The sequence below is a fragment of the Pseudovibrio flavus genome, from assembly GCF_009711345.1.
Classification (GTDB): Bacteria; Pseudomonadota; Alphaproteobacteria; order Rhizobiales; family Stappiaceae; genus Pseudovibrio; species Pseudovibrio flavus.
On sequence record NZ_SMMA01000066.1, the window covers coordinates 502,103 to 515,468 of the forward strand.

11 protein-coding genes and 3 tRNA genes are annotated in these 13,366 nt (G+C 51.4%); 8 read left to right on the top strand and 6 right to left on the bottom strand.

The window, feature by feature from the left end:
- Positions 1-409: 409 nt before the first annotated feature.
- From E1162_RS19255 to E1162_RS19265, 3 genes are all read right to left on the bottom strand, one after another.
- Positions 410-1,549: an anhydro-N-acetylmuramic acid kinase gene (locus E1162_RS19255; protein ID WP_155134995.1), complete on the bottom strand. Its 1,140-nt coding sequence runs from the start codon at positions 1,547-1,549 to the stop codon at positions 410-412.
- Between the two features lie 142 nt (positions 1,550-1,691).
- The gene (locus E1162_RS19260) at positions 1,692-2,777 is read right to left on the bottom strand and encodes an ABC transporter ATP-binding protein (protein WP_155134998.1); all 1,086 of its coding nucleotides are present in this window, start codon (positions 2,775-2,777) and stop codon (positions 1,692-1,694) included.
- 11 nt (positions 2,778-2,788) lie between these two features.
- A complete protein-coding gene (locus E1162_RS19265) occupies positions 2,789-4,075 on the bottom strand; it encodes an MGH1-like glycoside hydrolase domain-containing protein (RefSeq protein ID WP_155135003.1) in 1,287 nt (428 codons plus the stop codon).
- A gap of 637 nt (positions 4,076-4,712) precedes the next feature.
- On the opposite strand from E1162_RS19265, the gene E1162_RS19270 reads away from it, so the two are divergent.
- The 5 genes from E1162_RS19270 to E1162_RS19290 all read left to right on the top strand — a co-directional run bounded on the left by E1162_RS19270 (position 4,713) and on the right by E1162_RS19290 (position 9,947).
- Positions 4,713-6,044: a sodium-dependent transporter gene (locus E1162_RS19270; RefSeq protein ID WP_155135006.1), complete on the top strand. Its 1,332-nt coding sequence runs from the start codon at positions 4,713-4,715 to the stop codon at positions 6,042-6,044.
- A 473-nt stretch (positions 6,045-6,517) separates the two neighbouring features.
- Positions 6,518-7,846: a sodium-dependent transporter gene (locus tag E1162_RS19275; protein ID WP_155135009.1), complete on the top strand. Its 1,329-nt coding sequence runs from the start codon at positions 6,518-6,520 to the stop codon at positions 7,844-7,846.
- 208 nt (positions 7,847-8,054) lie between these two features.
- The gene (locus E1162_RS19280; RefSeq protein WP_155135012.1) at positions 8,055-9,047 is read left to right on the top strand and encodes a zinc-binding dehydrogenase; all 993 of its coding nucleotides are present in this window, start codon (positions 8,055-8,057) and stop codon (positions 9,045-9,047) included.
- A 158-nt stretch (positions 9,048-9,205) separates the two neighbouring features.
- The gene (locus E1162_RS19285) at positions 9,206-9,679 is read left to right on the top strand and encodes a hypothetical protein (RefSeq protein WP_155135015.1); all 474 of its coding nucleotides are present in this window, start codon (positions 9,206-9,208) and stop codon (positions 9,677-9,679) included.
- A 16-nt stretch (positions 9,680-9,695) separates the two neighbouring features.
- Complete coding sequence (locus E1162_RS19290) at positions 9,696-9,947, top strand: hypothetical protein (protein WP_155135018.1); 252 nt, start codon at positions 9,696-9,698, stop codon at positions 9,945-9,947.
- A gap of 466 nt (positions 9,948-10,413) precedes the next feature.
- Here E1162_RS19290 and E1162_RS19295 read toward each other — a convergent pair whose 3' ends face one another.
- The 3 genes from E1162_RS19295 to E1162_RS19305 all read right to left on the bottom strand — a co-directional run bounded on the left by E1162_RS19295 (position 10,414) and on the right by E1162_RS19305 (position 12,556).
- Positions 10,414-10,953 carry a hypothetical protein gene (locus tag E1162_RS19295; RefSeq protein WP_155135021.1) on the bottom strand — a complete coding sequence of 180 codons (540 nt, stop codon included), beginning with the start codon at positions 10,951-10,953 and terminating at the stop codon, positions 10,414-10,416.
- 413 nt (positions 10,954-11,366) lie between these two features.
- A tRNA-Thr gene (locus E1162_RS19300) sits at positions 11,367-11,442 on the bottom strand.
- 250 nt (positions 11,443-11,692) lie between these two features.
- Complete coding sequence (locus tag E1162_RS19305) at positions 11,693-12,556, bottom strand: TrmH family RNA methyltransferase (protein WP_155135024.1); 864 nt, start codon at positions 12,554-12,556, stop codon at positions 11,693-11,695.
- Between the two features lie 408 nt (positions 12,557-12,964).
- On the opposite strand from E1162_RS19305, the gene E1162_RS19310 reads away from it, so the two are divergent.
- The 3 genes from E1162_RS19310 to E1162_RS19320 form a co-directional block, all read left to right on the top strand.
- A tRNA-Tyr gene (locus E1162_RS19310) sits at positions 12,965-13,049 on the top strand.
- A 15-nt stretch (positions 13,050-13,064) separates the two neighbouring features.
- Positions 13,065-13,138, top strand: a tRNA-Gly gene (locus E1162_RS19315).
- A 126-nt stretch (positions 13,139-13,264) separates the two neighbouring features.
- Positions 13,265-13,366 (top strand): GTP-binding protein (locus E1162_RS19320; RefSeq protein ID WP_155125489.1); only part of this gene is annotated, 102 nt, incomplete at its 3' end.

The following is a 13,366-nucleotide window of genomic DNA, read 5'->3' on the forward strand; positions in this document are numbered from 1 at the left end:
AGCACCAATTCTCTCAACTTTGCTCAACTATTGTCGAAGGCTTGGCAATGGGCCAGCCTACAGCGTTCAAACTAGCTGGATTTTTGTCGTTTCAGATAGAAATAGCATCCGCGCAAAACACTCTGACAAAAGTATTATTAGAATAATTATCGAGTGACGGTACTGCAACATTGAGCACTTAAGTGGTTTTGGTGCGTTTACAGCACGCCGGGCTTTGTGTAGGTTGTAGTTATTCCGTCATTGGTCTGGTTAATACATCGGAATTGATAGTTTATACATTATTCATGAGGCTTTCGTGAAAGTATAAACTCGATTTCTGCTAGTATTTTGCAAGCCTTTTGGCAAAAAGTTAGGGCAGAATGCGCGGCGGCATTCTGCCCTTGTTTTATTCAGAACAGAAATGCTTTTGCTAATTCTTGACGGTCGGCGCGGCGATACGTCCGCCCGTCATTGCCGTTGGAACGCCAGTCGTACCGGGGAAGCTGATTGGAAGGCCCTTAAGAGTGCGCTGCGCAAGAAAGGCAAAGCACTCCGCCTCAATGGAGTCCCCACGCCAACCAAGACTATCTGCGTTGTGAGCGGTAGCGCCGGTGCGTGATGCGATTTCGGCGAGCAGCTGCGGGTTCCGTCGTCCGCCGCCGCAGACGTAGATGTTCTGCGGTTTCACTGGCAGGTGTGTCAGTGCTTTGGCAACTGCACTTGCGGAGAAGGCTGTTAGAAGCGCTGCGCCGTCTTCCAGTGTTTCACCTAGGGCCATGGTCCAGTCAAAGCTGAAGCGATCTAGCGACTTTGGTGTTTTCTGCGCGAAGTATGGGTGCTCAAGAAGTGCTGCAAGCTTTGCCTCATCAACTGTGCCTGTGCTTGCGATGCGGCCGTCGCGGTCCATCTCACCAGCGCCGTGGCGCTTTACCCAGTCGTTGATCGGCGCGTTAGCAGGGCCGGTATCAAAGGCGATGAGCATATCGTTTCCATCCCACCAAGACAGGTTCCCGACACCGCCGAGGTTCAGGATAACCGAGGAGGAGGGATGCTGGTCACTGCCTAGGCTTGAAAGAAGGGCTTGGTGGTAGATCGCAGCAAGTGGCGCGCCTTGCCCGCCTGCCTCAACATCCATGCTTCTGAAATCATAGGCGACCTTTATGCCAAGGTGATCGGCCATGAGCTGCCCGTCGCCAAGCTGTCTGGTTGCGCCTTTCAGCGTTGGCGTTGGTGCGCGGTGCAGGACGGTTTGTCCATGGAAGCCGATGACGGAGACCTCGGAGGGGGCGATCCCGTTTTCTGCCAGAAAGGTTCCTACCGCTTCAGCCTGCTCCGTTGTGAGGGCACGCTCTGCCTCTTTGAAGATTTCCGGCTCAGGGCCGTTGAAATCCCATTTGCGGGCAACCTCCAGCGTTTCCTGAAGCAGGGCAAGCGTTTGGCTGGTGTATGGTGCAAGGGTAGAAGGGCCTAGGGCGTCAACAGTTTCACCATCGCTTTTAATGAGCGCGATGTCGATGTTTCCGTCTAGAACGGTTCCTGTCATCAGGCCAACAGACCAGCCCATTTCCATAAGGTTTGCCCCTTCAAGAGGCGCAGGAGAACACTCCCACGCGAAAGATGATCGGCAGAACCTACGGAAGAATGTGTTGAAATTCCAGCGTTCACGCGAAAATGCCCAGTCTTTTGTCTGGGCACTCGTTGCGTGGGCGTTGTTAGGCCGGTTCCGCTGCTGCGCTGGCAAAGCGTGGCAGGGCTTTGCCATCCTCGGCAAAGTAATGGACGAGGCTCTCTTCAAAGTGGAGGTAGACTGTGCTGCCTTGCTTGACTGTTTCCAGACCGGACAGGCGCATGAGCAAGCGGCCGACACCTTCTGCATCAACGTAGAGGTATTGATCTGCGCCAAGGTATTCGACGAGTTCCACGCGGCCCGTCACATGGGCTCCATCCTTATCGCCCAAGCGAATGTGCTCAGGGCGGATGCCGATTTGTGTTGCAGCTTTTGCTTCTGGCGTTGGCGGGGTAATGGTGCCTTGCCCTTTAAGCTTCAGAGTACCGTCTATCGTGCTCACTGGCATGACGTTCATCTTCGGAGAGCCAATGAACTGCGCCACAAACAGGTTCTGCGGGTTCTCGTAGAGGTCTCTTGGGGAGCCGACCTGTTCGATCTTGCCAGCTTGGAGCACGACGATTTTGTCTGCCAGTGTCATGGCCTCCACCTGATCGTGGGTGACGTAAATCATCGTGGAGCGAAGACGCTCATGCAGTTTGGCAATCTCGAACCGCATTTCCACACGAAGCGCTGCATCGAGGTTGGAGAGGGGCTCATCAAACAGGAAGGCCGCAGGTTCTCGGACGATAGACCGGCCAATGGCAACACGCTGGCGCTGGCCACCAGAAAGCTCCTTTGGCTTGCGGTCAAGGTAGTCTTCCAGCTTCAGGGTTCTGGCAATTTCCTCTACCGCCTCGTCCCGCTCTGCTTTTGGTAGTCCTGCGGTTTTAAGCGCGAAGCCCATGTTTTCCCGCACGCTCATATGCGGGTAGAGAGCGTAACTCTGGAATACCATGGCAAGGCCTCTGCCGGATGGCGGCAGGGCGGTGACGTCTTTACCGTCAATGACGATGGTGCCGCGGCTGGCTTCTTCAAGGCCGGAAATGAGGCGCAGAAGCGTAGACTTGCCGCAGCCGGACGGGCCTACGAAGATGACAAACTCACCCTCGTTGATATCCAGATCAACGCCTTTGATGACCTGATTGTCACCGAACCATTTTTCCAGCCCTTCAAGGTGAATGGTACCCATATCAAGCCTCCTTATGCTTCGCCTGCTGTTCGTGTCGGGGTTACCCAGTCCAGCCAGATGGCCGATGTCCACGAGAAGGATGAGCCGCCCGCGCCGTCGCCAGTGAACGGGTTGAAGTATTCAGCAAAGCCGCTCTTTGCAATGAGAGCTGCTGTGTCATCGCGCATGCGGGCGGCGCGGCTATCTTCGCCGATTTCACCAAGCCCCTTGGCAATCATGTAATTGAGAATGCCCCAGACAGGACCGCGCCAGTAGCGCATTGGTTCGAACGCCTCGTGGTCAGGGTCATAGCTTGGCATCATGTAGGTGACCTGTGAAGCGATGCGGTCAAAATGGGCGAGCATCGGCTCGATGTATTGCGGGTTTGATATGCCTGCGTACGGTGCAAGGAAAGATGCGCTGGATATTCCATCGCCCTTGGTGCCGCTGCGAAGGTCAAACACTGTGAAGGCTTGCAAGTCTTCATTCCAGAGTATCGAGATGCCGCTCTCGGTACGGGCGATCCATTCTTCCAGCTCTGTTGCTGCTTCATCCTCTCCAAGCTCCTTGGCAAGAGCAAGCAGGTCGCGGTCAGCGCGAAGCAGGATGAATGTCATTGCAGGGTCCGCCACAAAGAACGGGCAGTTGGTGGCAATAGCGTAAGGGTCCCAGTTATGCTCGCGGCCAAATTGGACGAGAGCGAGGTAGCGGTCATAGTCAGCCTTCTTGGGGCGCATGGTCGGGTCTACGTGGGACGTATCTTTGCGCTGGTAAGTACCCACAGAACTTGTGTCGATCTGTTTCGTCGGCTCGTCCCAGTCCGGCAGGTTATCACGGCCGGATTCCCACGGGTGCATGACAGCAATTACGCCAAGGCCTTGTGGGTCGCGGGCGGTGTGGAACCAGCGGTGCCATTTCAGCAGTTTACGGAAAAGAACCTTAAGACGCTCGCGAGCTGCTGGAGATTTGTCCAGCTCGTATATGTGGCGCACGGCTGTTGCCGCGACTGGAGGCTGGGAATGACCGGAGGATGGCATGGGTTTACCGTGGGTGCCCCATACGGACGGGCCGGGGAAGTAGCTCGGGTCATCTTTGCGGAACAAGATGTGCGGCACCATACCGTCCGGCCACTGGCCCTCCATCAGCGTTTCAATTTCCTGCCATGCCCGCTCTAGTGAGAAACGGGCAAAGCCGAGGGAGACAAACGCGCTGTCCCAGTTCCACTGGTAAGGGTAGAGCCCCTTGGTGGGTATGGTGTAACCGCCAAGGTCATTAGTCTCGAGTATACTTCTTGCTGCTTCGTCAAGGTGTAAAGACATGGGCGCTCACCTCTCATTGGGCTAACAACGCAGAAATATGGCTTGGGTTAGAATCAGGTTTCTGACTTCCCTACTGTGGTTTTGAAGTTTGATTACCTCGGTGAGCGATGCCTACGTTGAAGCTATGGGGGGTAAAGCTGACAATGCGACCGGCACAATGCTATCTGAAAACCTGTTTGCAAATATATATCACCTGATCCCCTGAGCAGGGTCATTACATGCTCGGAGCCGTTCAAGGGGCGCGATGCATGCTTGATGAAATATCATCGAAGCGGGAATTGATTCTAAATCTGCATTTAGGGGTATCTACGCATGGCTGGCGGAGTGTGTATTCTATTATTGCTTTTTAGCGGGGTTTGCTTTTCTGAAAAGTCTACAAGTGGCTATTAATAGAAATGTTATTTCTCTAAAGCCATTTATGTGGTTCTACCTATTTGAAATAAGTAGAAATGCGTTTCCGTTTAGTATTTCTCAATATATCCAATATTAATTGCAGTAAATGTGGTGAAATTGTGTCTGGTTTTGGCGGGGTTATTGGGGGATTAATTCTCTCAAGAGTTACCCGTCAATCTGACGGGAACGGAAAAGTTTATTCGAGGCCATGAGCCTCGTGTTTCAGACACAGTGAGCAATAACAATGAAACGTGAAAACTGGGGCAGCCGATTTGGCTTCATCATGGCTGCCGCTGGCTCTGCAATCGGGCTGGGTAATATCTGGAAGTTTCCATATCTGGCAGGTTCTGAAGGTGGTGGTGCCTTCTTGCTTGTCTATCTGTTCTTTATGGTCACTATCGGCTTCTGCATTATGGCAGCGGAAATTGCCATGGGTCGTCGTACCCAGCAGAGCCCTGTTGGCGCGTTTCTGAGCCTCGGCGGTAAAGGTTGGGTAATTTTCGGTTATCTGGCTACCATCGCAGCCTTTATAATTTTGTCCTACTACTCCGTTGTTGGTGGCTGGACGATTGCCTACTTCGTGAAGACTTTGACCGGTGGTCTGGCGACAACTGATGCTGTTACGCACGGCGATAACTTTGGTGCTCTGATTTCCTCTCCTATCGAGCCGATCATCTATCACGGCGTATTTATGGCGCTGACCATCCTGATCGTTCTGAAGGGCGTTAACTCGGGTATCGAGAAAGCTTCTGAAGTTTTGATGCCGCTGCTGTTTGCTCTCATGATCATCATGGTTATCCGCGCAGTTACGCTGCCGGGCGCAATGGAAGGTATCAAATTCTTCTTGCAGCCAAACTGGGATCAGTTTGACATGGGCACTGTAAGTGCTGCTATGGGTCAGGCGTTCTTCTCCCTGTCTTTGGGTATGGGTGCAATCATCACCTACGGTTCTTACGTGAGCAAAAGCGACCGTATTCCGGGTTCCGCTGGTTACATCGTAACTCTGGATACTAGCATCGCGTTCTTGGCTGGTATGATGATCCTGCCTGCAGTGTTTGCGTTCAACGTTGATCCGGGTGCTGGCCCTGGTCTGACCTTCATCACTCTGCCTGCGATTTTCGAGCAGATGTGGGCTGGTACCTTCTTCCAGGCTGCGTTCTTCCTGATGCTGGCGATTGCTGCGCTGACCTCCGCAATCTCCCTGCTGAACAACCCAGTGAGCTATCTGGAAGATAACCATGGCATGAACCGCCAGACCGCAACCATCATCGTTGGCGTTGGCATCTTCCTGCTGGGCGTTCCGTCTTCTCTGGCGATGGGCGTTTGGGGCGACGTATCGTTCTTCGGCAAGGACTTCTTCTCGCTCTGCGAATTCTTGACCGACAAGCTGTTGCTGCCAATTGGTGGTATCGCAGTAAGCGTGATGGCTGGTTGGGTTGCTTACCCACTGATCGTGGAAGAGCTGACCAACAAAGGCACAGCACAGTTTGCCTACCTGCCGGTTTGGTCCTTCGTGTGCCGCATCTTTGCTCCGCTTGCGATCCTGTACATTCTGGTTTCCGGCCTTCTTGTCTAAGATCACAGTTCTGCTGAGCATGAAAACCGCCCCTCAAATGGGGCGGTTTTTTTATGTCTAACGCCCAACGCCGATTCATAGTGAAATTGATAGAAAATTGCGCGGGCTGGCGTGCTGTGATCTGACGAGGTTCAAAATGATAAGAAATATCGCCTCATTTAGAATTAAATTGTGAAAACAGGTGGGATTTTTATCAAAAATGCCTTTGGCTAGAATGTGTGCTGTCTGCATGTGTTAATTTGATTATGTGCCTTGAATTGCATGATATGAGCAATGATATGCTTATTTATGGCGTCTGAAACGCCTTAAAATGGAATAAACTATCAATTACATCAGCGTGTTACGTAAATCACCGTAATGATGGGCGCGCAATAAACCGCTATTTCCGGCTCAAGTCATTGCGCGTCACCTGCGGGTATGGGGGCATACAAGGTAGGCGCGCCGATAATAACGCCGACATATGATGGTTTAAGATGCAAAGAGAGCAGTGGGGTAGCCGTTTCGGCTTCATTATGGCGGCAGCAGGGTCTGCCGTGGGTCTGGGTAATATTTGGAAGTTCCCCTATCTGGCAGGTACAGAAGGCGGCGGTGCTTTCCTTATCGTTTATGTGGGCTTTCTCGTCACCATCGGTGTCAGCTTGATGATGGCAGAAATTGCTATTGGCCGCGCTGCTCACCTGAACCCGATTGGTGCTTTCCGCAAGCTTGGTGGTAACCGTTGGATGCCGGTAGGCGCTCTGGGCGTGATCACTGCGTTTATTCTGCTTTCCTTCTACTCCGTTGTTGGCGGTTGGACCGTTGCTTACATCGTAAAGAGTATTTCCGGTTCTCTGGTAGGCGGTACCGCTGAAGAGCTTGGCCAGCAGTTTGGCGCGCTTGTAAGCTCTGTTGGTGAGCCGATCTTCTACCACGGTGTGTTTATGGCGCTGACCATCGGTATCGTTCTGGCTGGTGTTGCTCAAGGTATCGAGCGCTCCGTAAAGATTATGATGCCTGCGCTGTTCATCCTGCTGCTTATTCTCGTTGTTCGCAGTGTGACGCTGGATGGTGCATGGGAAGGTGTGGTGTTCTTCCTCACTCCTGACTGGTCTCAGGTAGATGGTGGTATGCTGAGTGCTGCGCTTGGTCAGGCGTTCTTCTCGCTCTCCCTTGGTATGGGCGCTTTGATCACCTACGGTTCCTACTTGAATGCTGATGCAAATATCCGCAGCGCTTCTTGCTGGGTCGTTGGTTTGGATACCATGGTTGCTGTGCTTGCAGGTCTTATGGTTCTACCTGCGGTGTTTGCCTTTAACCTTGATCCAGGTGCAGGTCCTGGTCTTACCTTCATCACGCTGCCTGCGGTGTTTGGTGAAATGTGGGCAGGTGCTGCGTTCCAGGTATTCTTCTTTGTTATGCTGCTGATCGCTGCGCTGACTTCCTCCATTTCCCTGCTGGCAATTCCGGTTGCGTTCTTCTCCGAGCAGTTTGGTATCGAGCGTAAAAAGTCTGCTGTGATCATTGGTGCCATCATCTTCGTGATGGGTGTTCCTAGCTCGCTCTCTATGGGCTTGTGGGCAGACTTCAAGATCCTCGGCCTGCCGTTCTTCGATCTGATGTCTGAGCTTGTAGACCGTGTTCTGATGCCTGTGGGCGGTATGCTGACAGCACTGTTCGCCGGTTGGGTTGCTTTCCCTAAAATGGCTGAGGAGCTCACCAACCGCGGCACGCTGCCATTCCCGATGCTGAATGTGTGGAAGTGGATGGCCCGCGTATTCTGCCCGCTAGCAGTGGGCTGGGTGATGTACGTTGGTCTGGCATAAACGTTGCTCTTTACCTTTGAACTAAAAAATGGGCGCTCCACCTTAAAAAAGGTGGGGCGCCTTTTGTTTGCCGCGCTATTTTGTAAAAACTGCCTTTTAAACGGATTACCGCGACGGAGTGGGCTTTTTCCCTCATTGGAACCGGCGATCGCCGCCCACACATGAAGTCGAAGCATCTAACAAGAACAGAGCTTTTGGAGTGCACAGCATGAAAGCCATCACCTATCAACAGGCCACGGACACTTTTCGCTTTTCGGAGATTGATGTGCCCAAGTTGGAGAGCGAGTTCGATGTGCTCGTTAAGGTGATTGCCGTTGGTTTGAACCCTGTCGATACCAAGGTGAACCTTTGGAAAGGCATGGTTGCCGATATGGACGATACCTTCGTTGGCGGACTGGATGTTTCCGGCCAGATCGTCGAAGTGGGCGCTGCAGTTACGGCGTGGAAAGTTGGCGATACCGTGCTCTACCACGGCAACATGCGCCGCAAGTACGGCGGTTTTGCAGAGTATGCCGTGCACGACTCCCGCTCTCTAATTGCGCACCCGAAGGTGCTGCCAGAGATTGCGGCCGCTACCCCATGCGCAGGCTGGACTGCATACCGTGCGCTTGTTGCCCGTCTTGATATCATGGAGCGTAAATCGCTCTTTGTTGCTGGTGGTTCTGGCGGGGTAGGCGGGTTTGCTCTTCAGCTTGCCAAGCTTTTTGGTATGAAGACCATCATCGCCAGCAGCTCTGCTGCAAATCATGACTATGTGGAGTCTTTGGGCGCGAGCCACGTTATCGATTACCGCGACGAAGATGTGGTTTCCCGTGTCTTCGAGATTACCGAGGAGCGCGGTGTTGATGTGAGCCTCGATTGTGTTGGCGGCGAGAACCAAGTGATCTGCGCCTCTGTGCTTCGCTATGAAGGGCAGATGGTGGAACTGGTTGATACGTGCGACCTAAACAAGTATCCGCAGGCTTTCCTGCGTGGCATTGGGGTTCATCAACTTAGTCTAGGTTCTGGCCACGTTAATGGAGCGTATGGGCGTACAACCATCGTCAACGCCGGTAAGGCTGTATCACGTCTGCTGGAAGAGGGGCGTATTCACGTTCCGCGCCTTGAGGTGATTACACTGGAAGAGATAGGTGATGCGCTCATGAACATGCGATCACAAAGGACAGTGGGTAAGATTGTGGCGCAGGTTGCCGAATTCTAGACCTTACGTGCCCATAGGGGCTGTGCTTAGTGCTTCATACCGGTGCAGCTCCGCCATTTTAACCTTATAATTTGGCTAGACATTTTCTTTCCTTAGTCAGCTTTTACAAAGTAGATGACGTTAGGTTATCTGTAAGAGCAAAAAGAAAGAGAAAGCTGATGTCTCATCAAAATTCAGTTCTTTGGCTGGACCAACAGGAAGCGCATATCTTCACCAATATACGCGGTGAGGAGGAGGTTAAATCCTCCGGCGTTTACAAAGAGTGGGATTACAAGGCCGTTCGCCTGCACGAAAAACATCCCAATCCAGAATTTCGCGAGCATGAAAAGGGCGGTAAAAACTTCGGCCGCTTTAGTCCTGATGAGCACAAGTTTTACGAAGAGATCGAAGGGCACCTAAAGGGTAGCCACCGCGTGCTTGTTATGGGGCCGGGCTTTGCCAAGTCCGAATTTGCAAAGCATGCGCTCAAGCATGTCCCCGGTTTTGACGAGGTGCTTGTAGGCATCGAGACTGTCGATCATCCAAGCGAAAAGCAGCTCATCGAATTCACCCGAGTAGCCTTTGGGGCAGGGAGCGATGCCGCCCTTGAGAGGCTGAAAGAGCTTGCCCGCAAACACAGCAAATCCCATTAATCCGGAGAGTTTCAGCATGCATCACGACGATACACTTAGAAAAATCGAACGCGAAGACGAGTGGAGCCACGCAACAATCAAGTGGTACGATGTTGTCTCCATGGTAGAGCATCTTGGCGGCGAAACTCACAGGCAGGCGGATGGTAAGGTGAAGCTACATCTGCGCCATGAAACCATCATGATGGATCATCATGACAATCACCTTTCTACAGATGAGCTGAAGACTTTGAAGAGCTTTGTGAACAAGGCCGGTTTTCACGCAGATTAGGCAGAGACTAATCTGACGATTTTCAAAACGCTCCCGATCCGCAAGGTCGAGGGCGTTTTTGTTTTGCTGTTCCGAAGTTAGTAGCGCTCTGTGGGTTTCAATCGTCGACGGTAAAACTAAACCGATGCAAAAAAGTATGGGAATGGCTCTTCGATTTATATCTCGAATGCTGTTTTCTTTGGTTCGTTTGCTCCAATATTACCGAAGTGCGCGTGCCGGCGAATAGTGCCTGAGCGATGTATGCAGTAGCCTGAAGCCGCTAATGCCCATCGCTCTGAAACCGATGATCTAAGAAAGATCGATGAGCGTAATTTCCAGACGCTGCTGAGAAAATTCGGAAATCATTTGCTACTCTCGGTCCACTTTCAGGCCGCTTTGAAGCATTCAAATATATTGGCAGTGGAGCAAGCCTACGCCCCCGTTAATAGTGCAAGAAACGCACCTAAACGGATGACCACAACAGCGTCTATTGTTTGGGTATAGAGAAATTCAACGCAGGAGCTGAGATCGTAGCGAAGGTTGCAATTATTGCAATAATACCCATTAGTTTGATGGGTTCTAATGGGTCGAAATAGACACTGATAACCGCAATTGCGGTATTTATCACTACGCTAGCAATAGCAATTACCGTTAGTGCGAGAACCCCACGACTGCGTGGATCGATCAATAGCATAAGGCAGGCATGTCCGATAGCTAAGCCAATAAAAAACAAAGAAATTCTATTTTCAATAGAATGGAGGTCGATGGGATCGAACCAAGTTGTATACAGAGCATGCAGTAGCCCTATGCCGCAAAATATTATCCCAGTTTTTGCTAGCAAGTCATACTTCTTTCCCAAGTGAACTATCGATGCTAATCCAATCAAGCTATAAAATGATGTCGAAGCAGTAGTAATTAAGATTTTTCCGCTTGTTTCATCTAAATCTCCTGAAAGAATTACAGAAATACCCAAGAACGCAGTGATAGCCAAAAAAATCAAAAATGAAGTGGTGAGTGTCTTCTTCATTGCCAAAATCCTCAAAGTATACGTACTGGTACTATGTGAGTCTTTGTGGTGTGGCAATGATAACGTCTGCGGTTTGCCAGCAGTTTATGTAATGTCCCTCTAGGGAGGATTACTCAGCGGACTCTGCATGTTCGCTTGGCGAAAAAAAAGTGCAAGGTGCTTCGAGACCATCGAACGGTTCGGTTGTAAGCAACCAGCTGGCTCTGGACCTACAACGTTCAACTACCCACCACGGTAACTTGCTGGATTAGATCTTCGGACAGGCTGAAACTGGCGATATAGATCTGCAGCTATTATGCTCCATAAAAAGAGCATGCTTGGGTATTTGTTGGATCAAAAATAAATGGTCCAGAAACGACAAAAGCCACCCGAAGGTGGCTTTGTAAGCGCTTGAAGCTCAAGCGAAAGAAGCGTGGTGCCGGCAGCAGGGATCGAACCCGCGACCCCCTGATTACAAGTCAGGTGCTCTACCATCTGAGCTATACCGGCGTCGCTGGATGTGCTTTTAAGGGTGGGATTGAGCTTTGTAAATATCCGCGAGTAAAAATTTTTTGAAAATTCACAGCAGCGTGGAAAACTACCCAAATTCAACGAAAGTTCAGCAGTATCAGTTGGTTGTGCTGTTTGTTGCCGGAAGGGCTGCAGCTGCTGGCCCGAGTAATTAAGAGTGGGGCGTTTATTTGTAGAGGGAAAGGGGAGGCGAAAGCGTGTCCGCCTCAACCCGTTCAACCAATAAGGATTAGTTCAATCCCATTTTCTGCCGTGATACGTATAGAGACAGCATTGCCGCGTTGGAAACGTTTAGTGACTTGATCTTGCCCGGCATATCTAGGCGGGCGAGGGTGCTGCACTTTTCGCGTACGCCCTGACGGACGCCTTTGCCTTCAGAACCGAGAATGAGAAGGGTCTTATCGGTAAAGACGGTGTCTTCCAGTGTCGCAGGACCTTCACTGTCCAATGCAATGGCCTGAAAGCCTTCTTCGATCATCTCTTCAATAAAGCGAGCCATGTTGGTAACGCGCACATGTTTGATCATGTCGAGAGCGCCACTGGCAGTTTTTGCGAGTACTGGACCTTCTTCCGGCGCGTGGCGGCGGGTGGTCACGACTGCGTCTGCACACATAGCTACTGCGGAGCGCATAATGGCACCAACGTTGTGCGGATCAGTCACTTGGTCAAGCGCTAGTACTAGATTGCCATCACGGAGCGCATAAGCGCCGTACTCCGGAAGCGGGTCTACCAGCAGGATCGCACCCTGATGAACTGCATCACGCGGTACCATCTTGTCGATCTGTCGTGGCGTTGCCATTTCAACTGGAACGTCGATGGTAATTCCGCGTTCTTCCAAGCGGGCCAGCGCGTTCTGTGTAACGACAAGTTTATGGCGTTTACGAGCAGTATTGCGGAAGGCTGCTTCTAGGGTGTGTAGGCCATAGATATAATAGGGCCCTTCCTGCTCCGGCTTTTCATGGGAGCGGAAAGGGGGCTTGCCTTTTCCGGCAGCTCTTTTGTCTTTAGCGTATGGGCTACGCTTGTCGGTTCTTGCAGGCCGTGATGTGCCGTCCTTGAAAGACCGGTTCTGAGGGCGTTTATTTTCTGTCATGTGGGAACCGATAGCGATCCGTTTATGTTGTGGCAAGAAAATTGCCGCGATTCCAATTCCAGATCCTTGTTAAAAGCGCAAGGGCATTTTGAATCCACAATAAACGAATTTCACTAGTGCAATGGATAGCGGGGTAGGGGTGTTTACGTGGTTTTTGAGGGAATTGTGTTGAAACTGCGGAAATTCCCGCACGGAATTTTTCCTAGTAAATAGTGTTCTCTGTGAATGGATTGGCCTAAAACGCTAGTGGCTTGTTAATTTTTCACAGTCTTTAAAAAATCGGCGTTGACAGTTTGATAGTTGGGCGGCATAAACCGCGCCACAGGAACGCGGCACCGGTTTGACCGGCGAGTTGTTCTGGAGAACTTGCTTCTGATCTTTTATAGGTAAGAAGTAAAGGCGGTGCTCGGAGGAGTGCCCGAGTGGCTAAAGGGGACGGACTGTAAATCCGTTGGCTAAGCCTACGTTGGTTCGAATCCAACCTCCTCCACCATCTGCCTTACAGGTTGCGGGTGTAGCTCAATGGTAGAGCAACAGCCTTCCAAGCTGAAGACGGGGGTTCGATTCCCCTCACCCGCTCCAGTCGACTGTGTTGTGCGAATGCATAACCAGCGATCCTCAAAAGATTACGTGATAAAAAGCTTCAGTAGAAGTGCTGTCTCGTAAGCTTGAATTAGTAACTGCTGATCTGGATAGAGAGCTACGCCCATGGCGAAGGAAAAATTTGAGCGTAATAAGCCGCACGTCAACATTGGCACAATCGGCCACGTTGACCACGGTAAAACCACTCTGACCGCTGCAATCACCAAG

Excerpts from the sequence above, each read along its gene's own strand:
- E1162_RS19255 (WP_155134995.1), bottom strand. The coding sequence starts at position 1,549 with ATGGAAATGGGCTGGTCTGTTGGCCTGATGACAGGAACCGTTCTAGAC.
- E1162_RS19260 (WP_155134998.1), bottom strand. The coding sequence starts at position 2,777 with ATGGGTACCATTCACCTTGAAGGGCTGGAAAAATGGTTCGGTGACAAT.
- E1162_RS19265 (WP_155135003.1), bottom strand. The coding sequence starts at position 4,075 with ATGTCTTTACACCTTGACGAAGCAGCAAGAAGTATACTCGAGACTAAT.
- E1162_RS19270 (WP_155135006.1), top strand. The coding sequence starts at position 4,713 with ATGAAACGTGAAAACTGGGGCAGCCGATTTGGCTTCATCATGGCTGCC.
- E1162_RS19275 (WP_155135009.1), top strand. The coding sequence starts at position 6,518 with ATGCAAAGAGAGCAGTGGGGTAGCCGTTTCGGCTTCATTATGGCGGCA.
- E1162_RS19280 (WP_155135012.1), top strand. The coding sequence starts at position 8,055 with ATGAAAGCCATCACCTATCAACAGGCCACGGACACTTTTCGCTTTTCG.
- E1162_RS19285 (WP_155135015.1), top strand. The coding sequence starts at position 9,206 with ATGTCTCATCAAAATTCAGTTCTTTGGCTGGACCAACAGGAAGCGCAT.
- E1162_RS19290 (WP_155135018.1), top strand. The coding sequence starts at position 9,696 with ATGCATCACGACGATACACTTAGAAAAATCGAACGCGAAGACGAGTGG.
- E1162_RS19295 (WP_155135021.1), bottom strand. The coding sequence starts at position 10,953 with ATGAAGAAGACACTCACCACTTCATTTTTGATTTTTTTGGCTATCACT.
- E1162_RS19305 (WP_155135024.1), bottom strand. The coding sequence starts at position 12,556 with ATGACAGAAAATAAACGCCCTCAGAACCGGTCTTTCAAGGACGGCACA.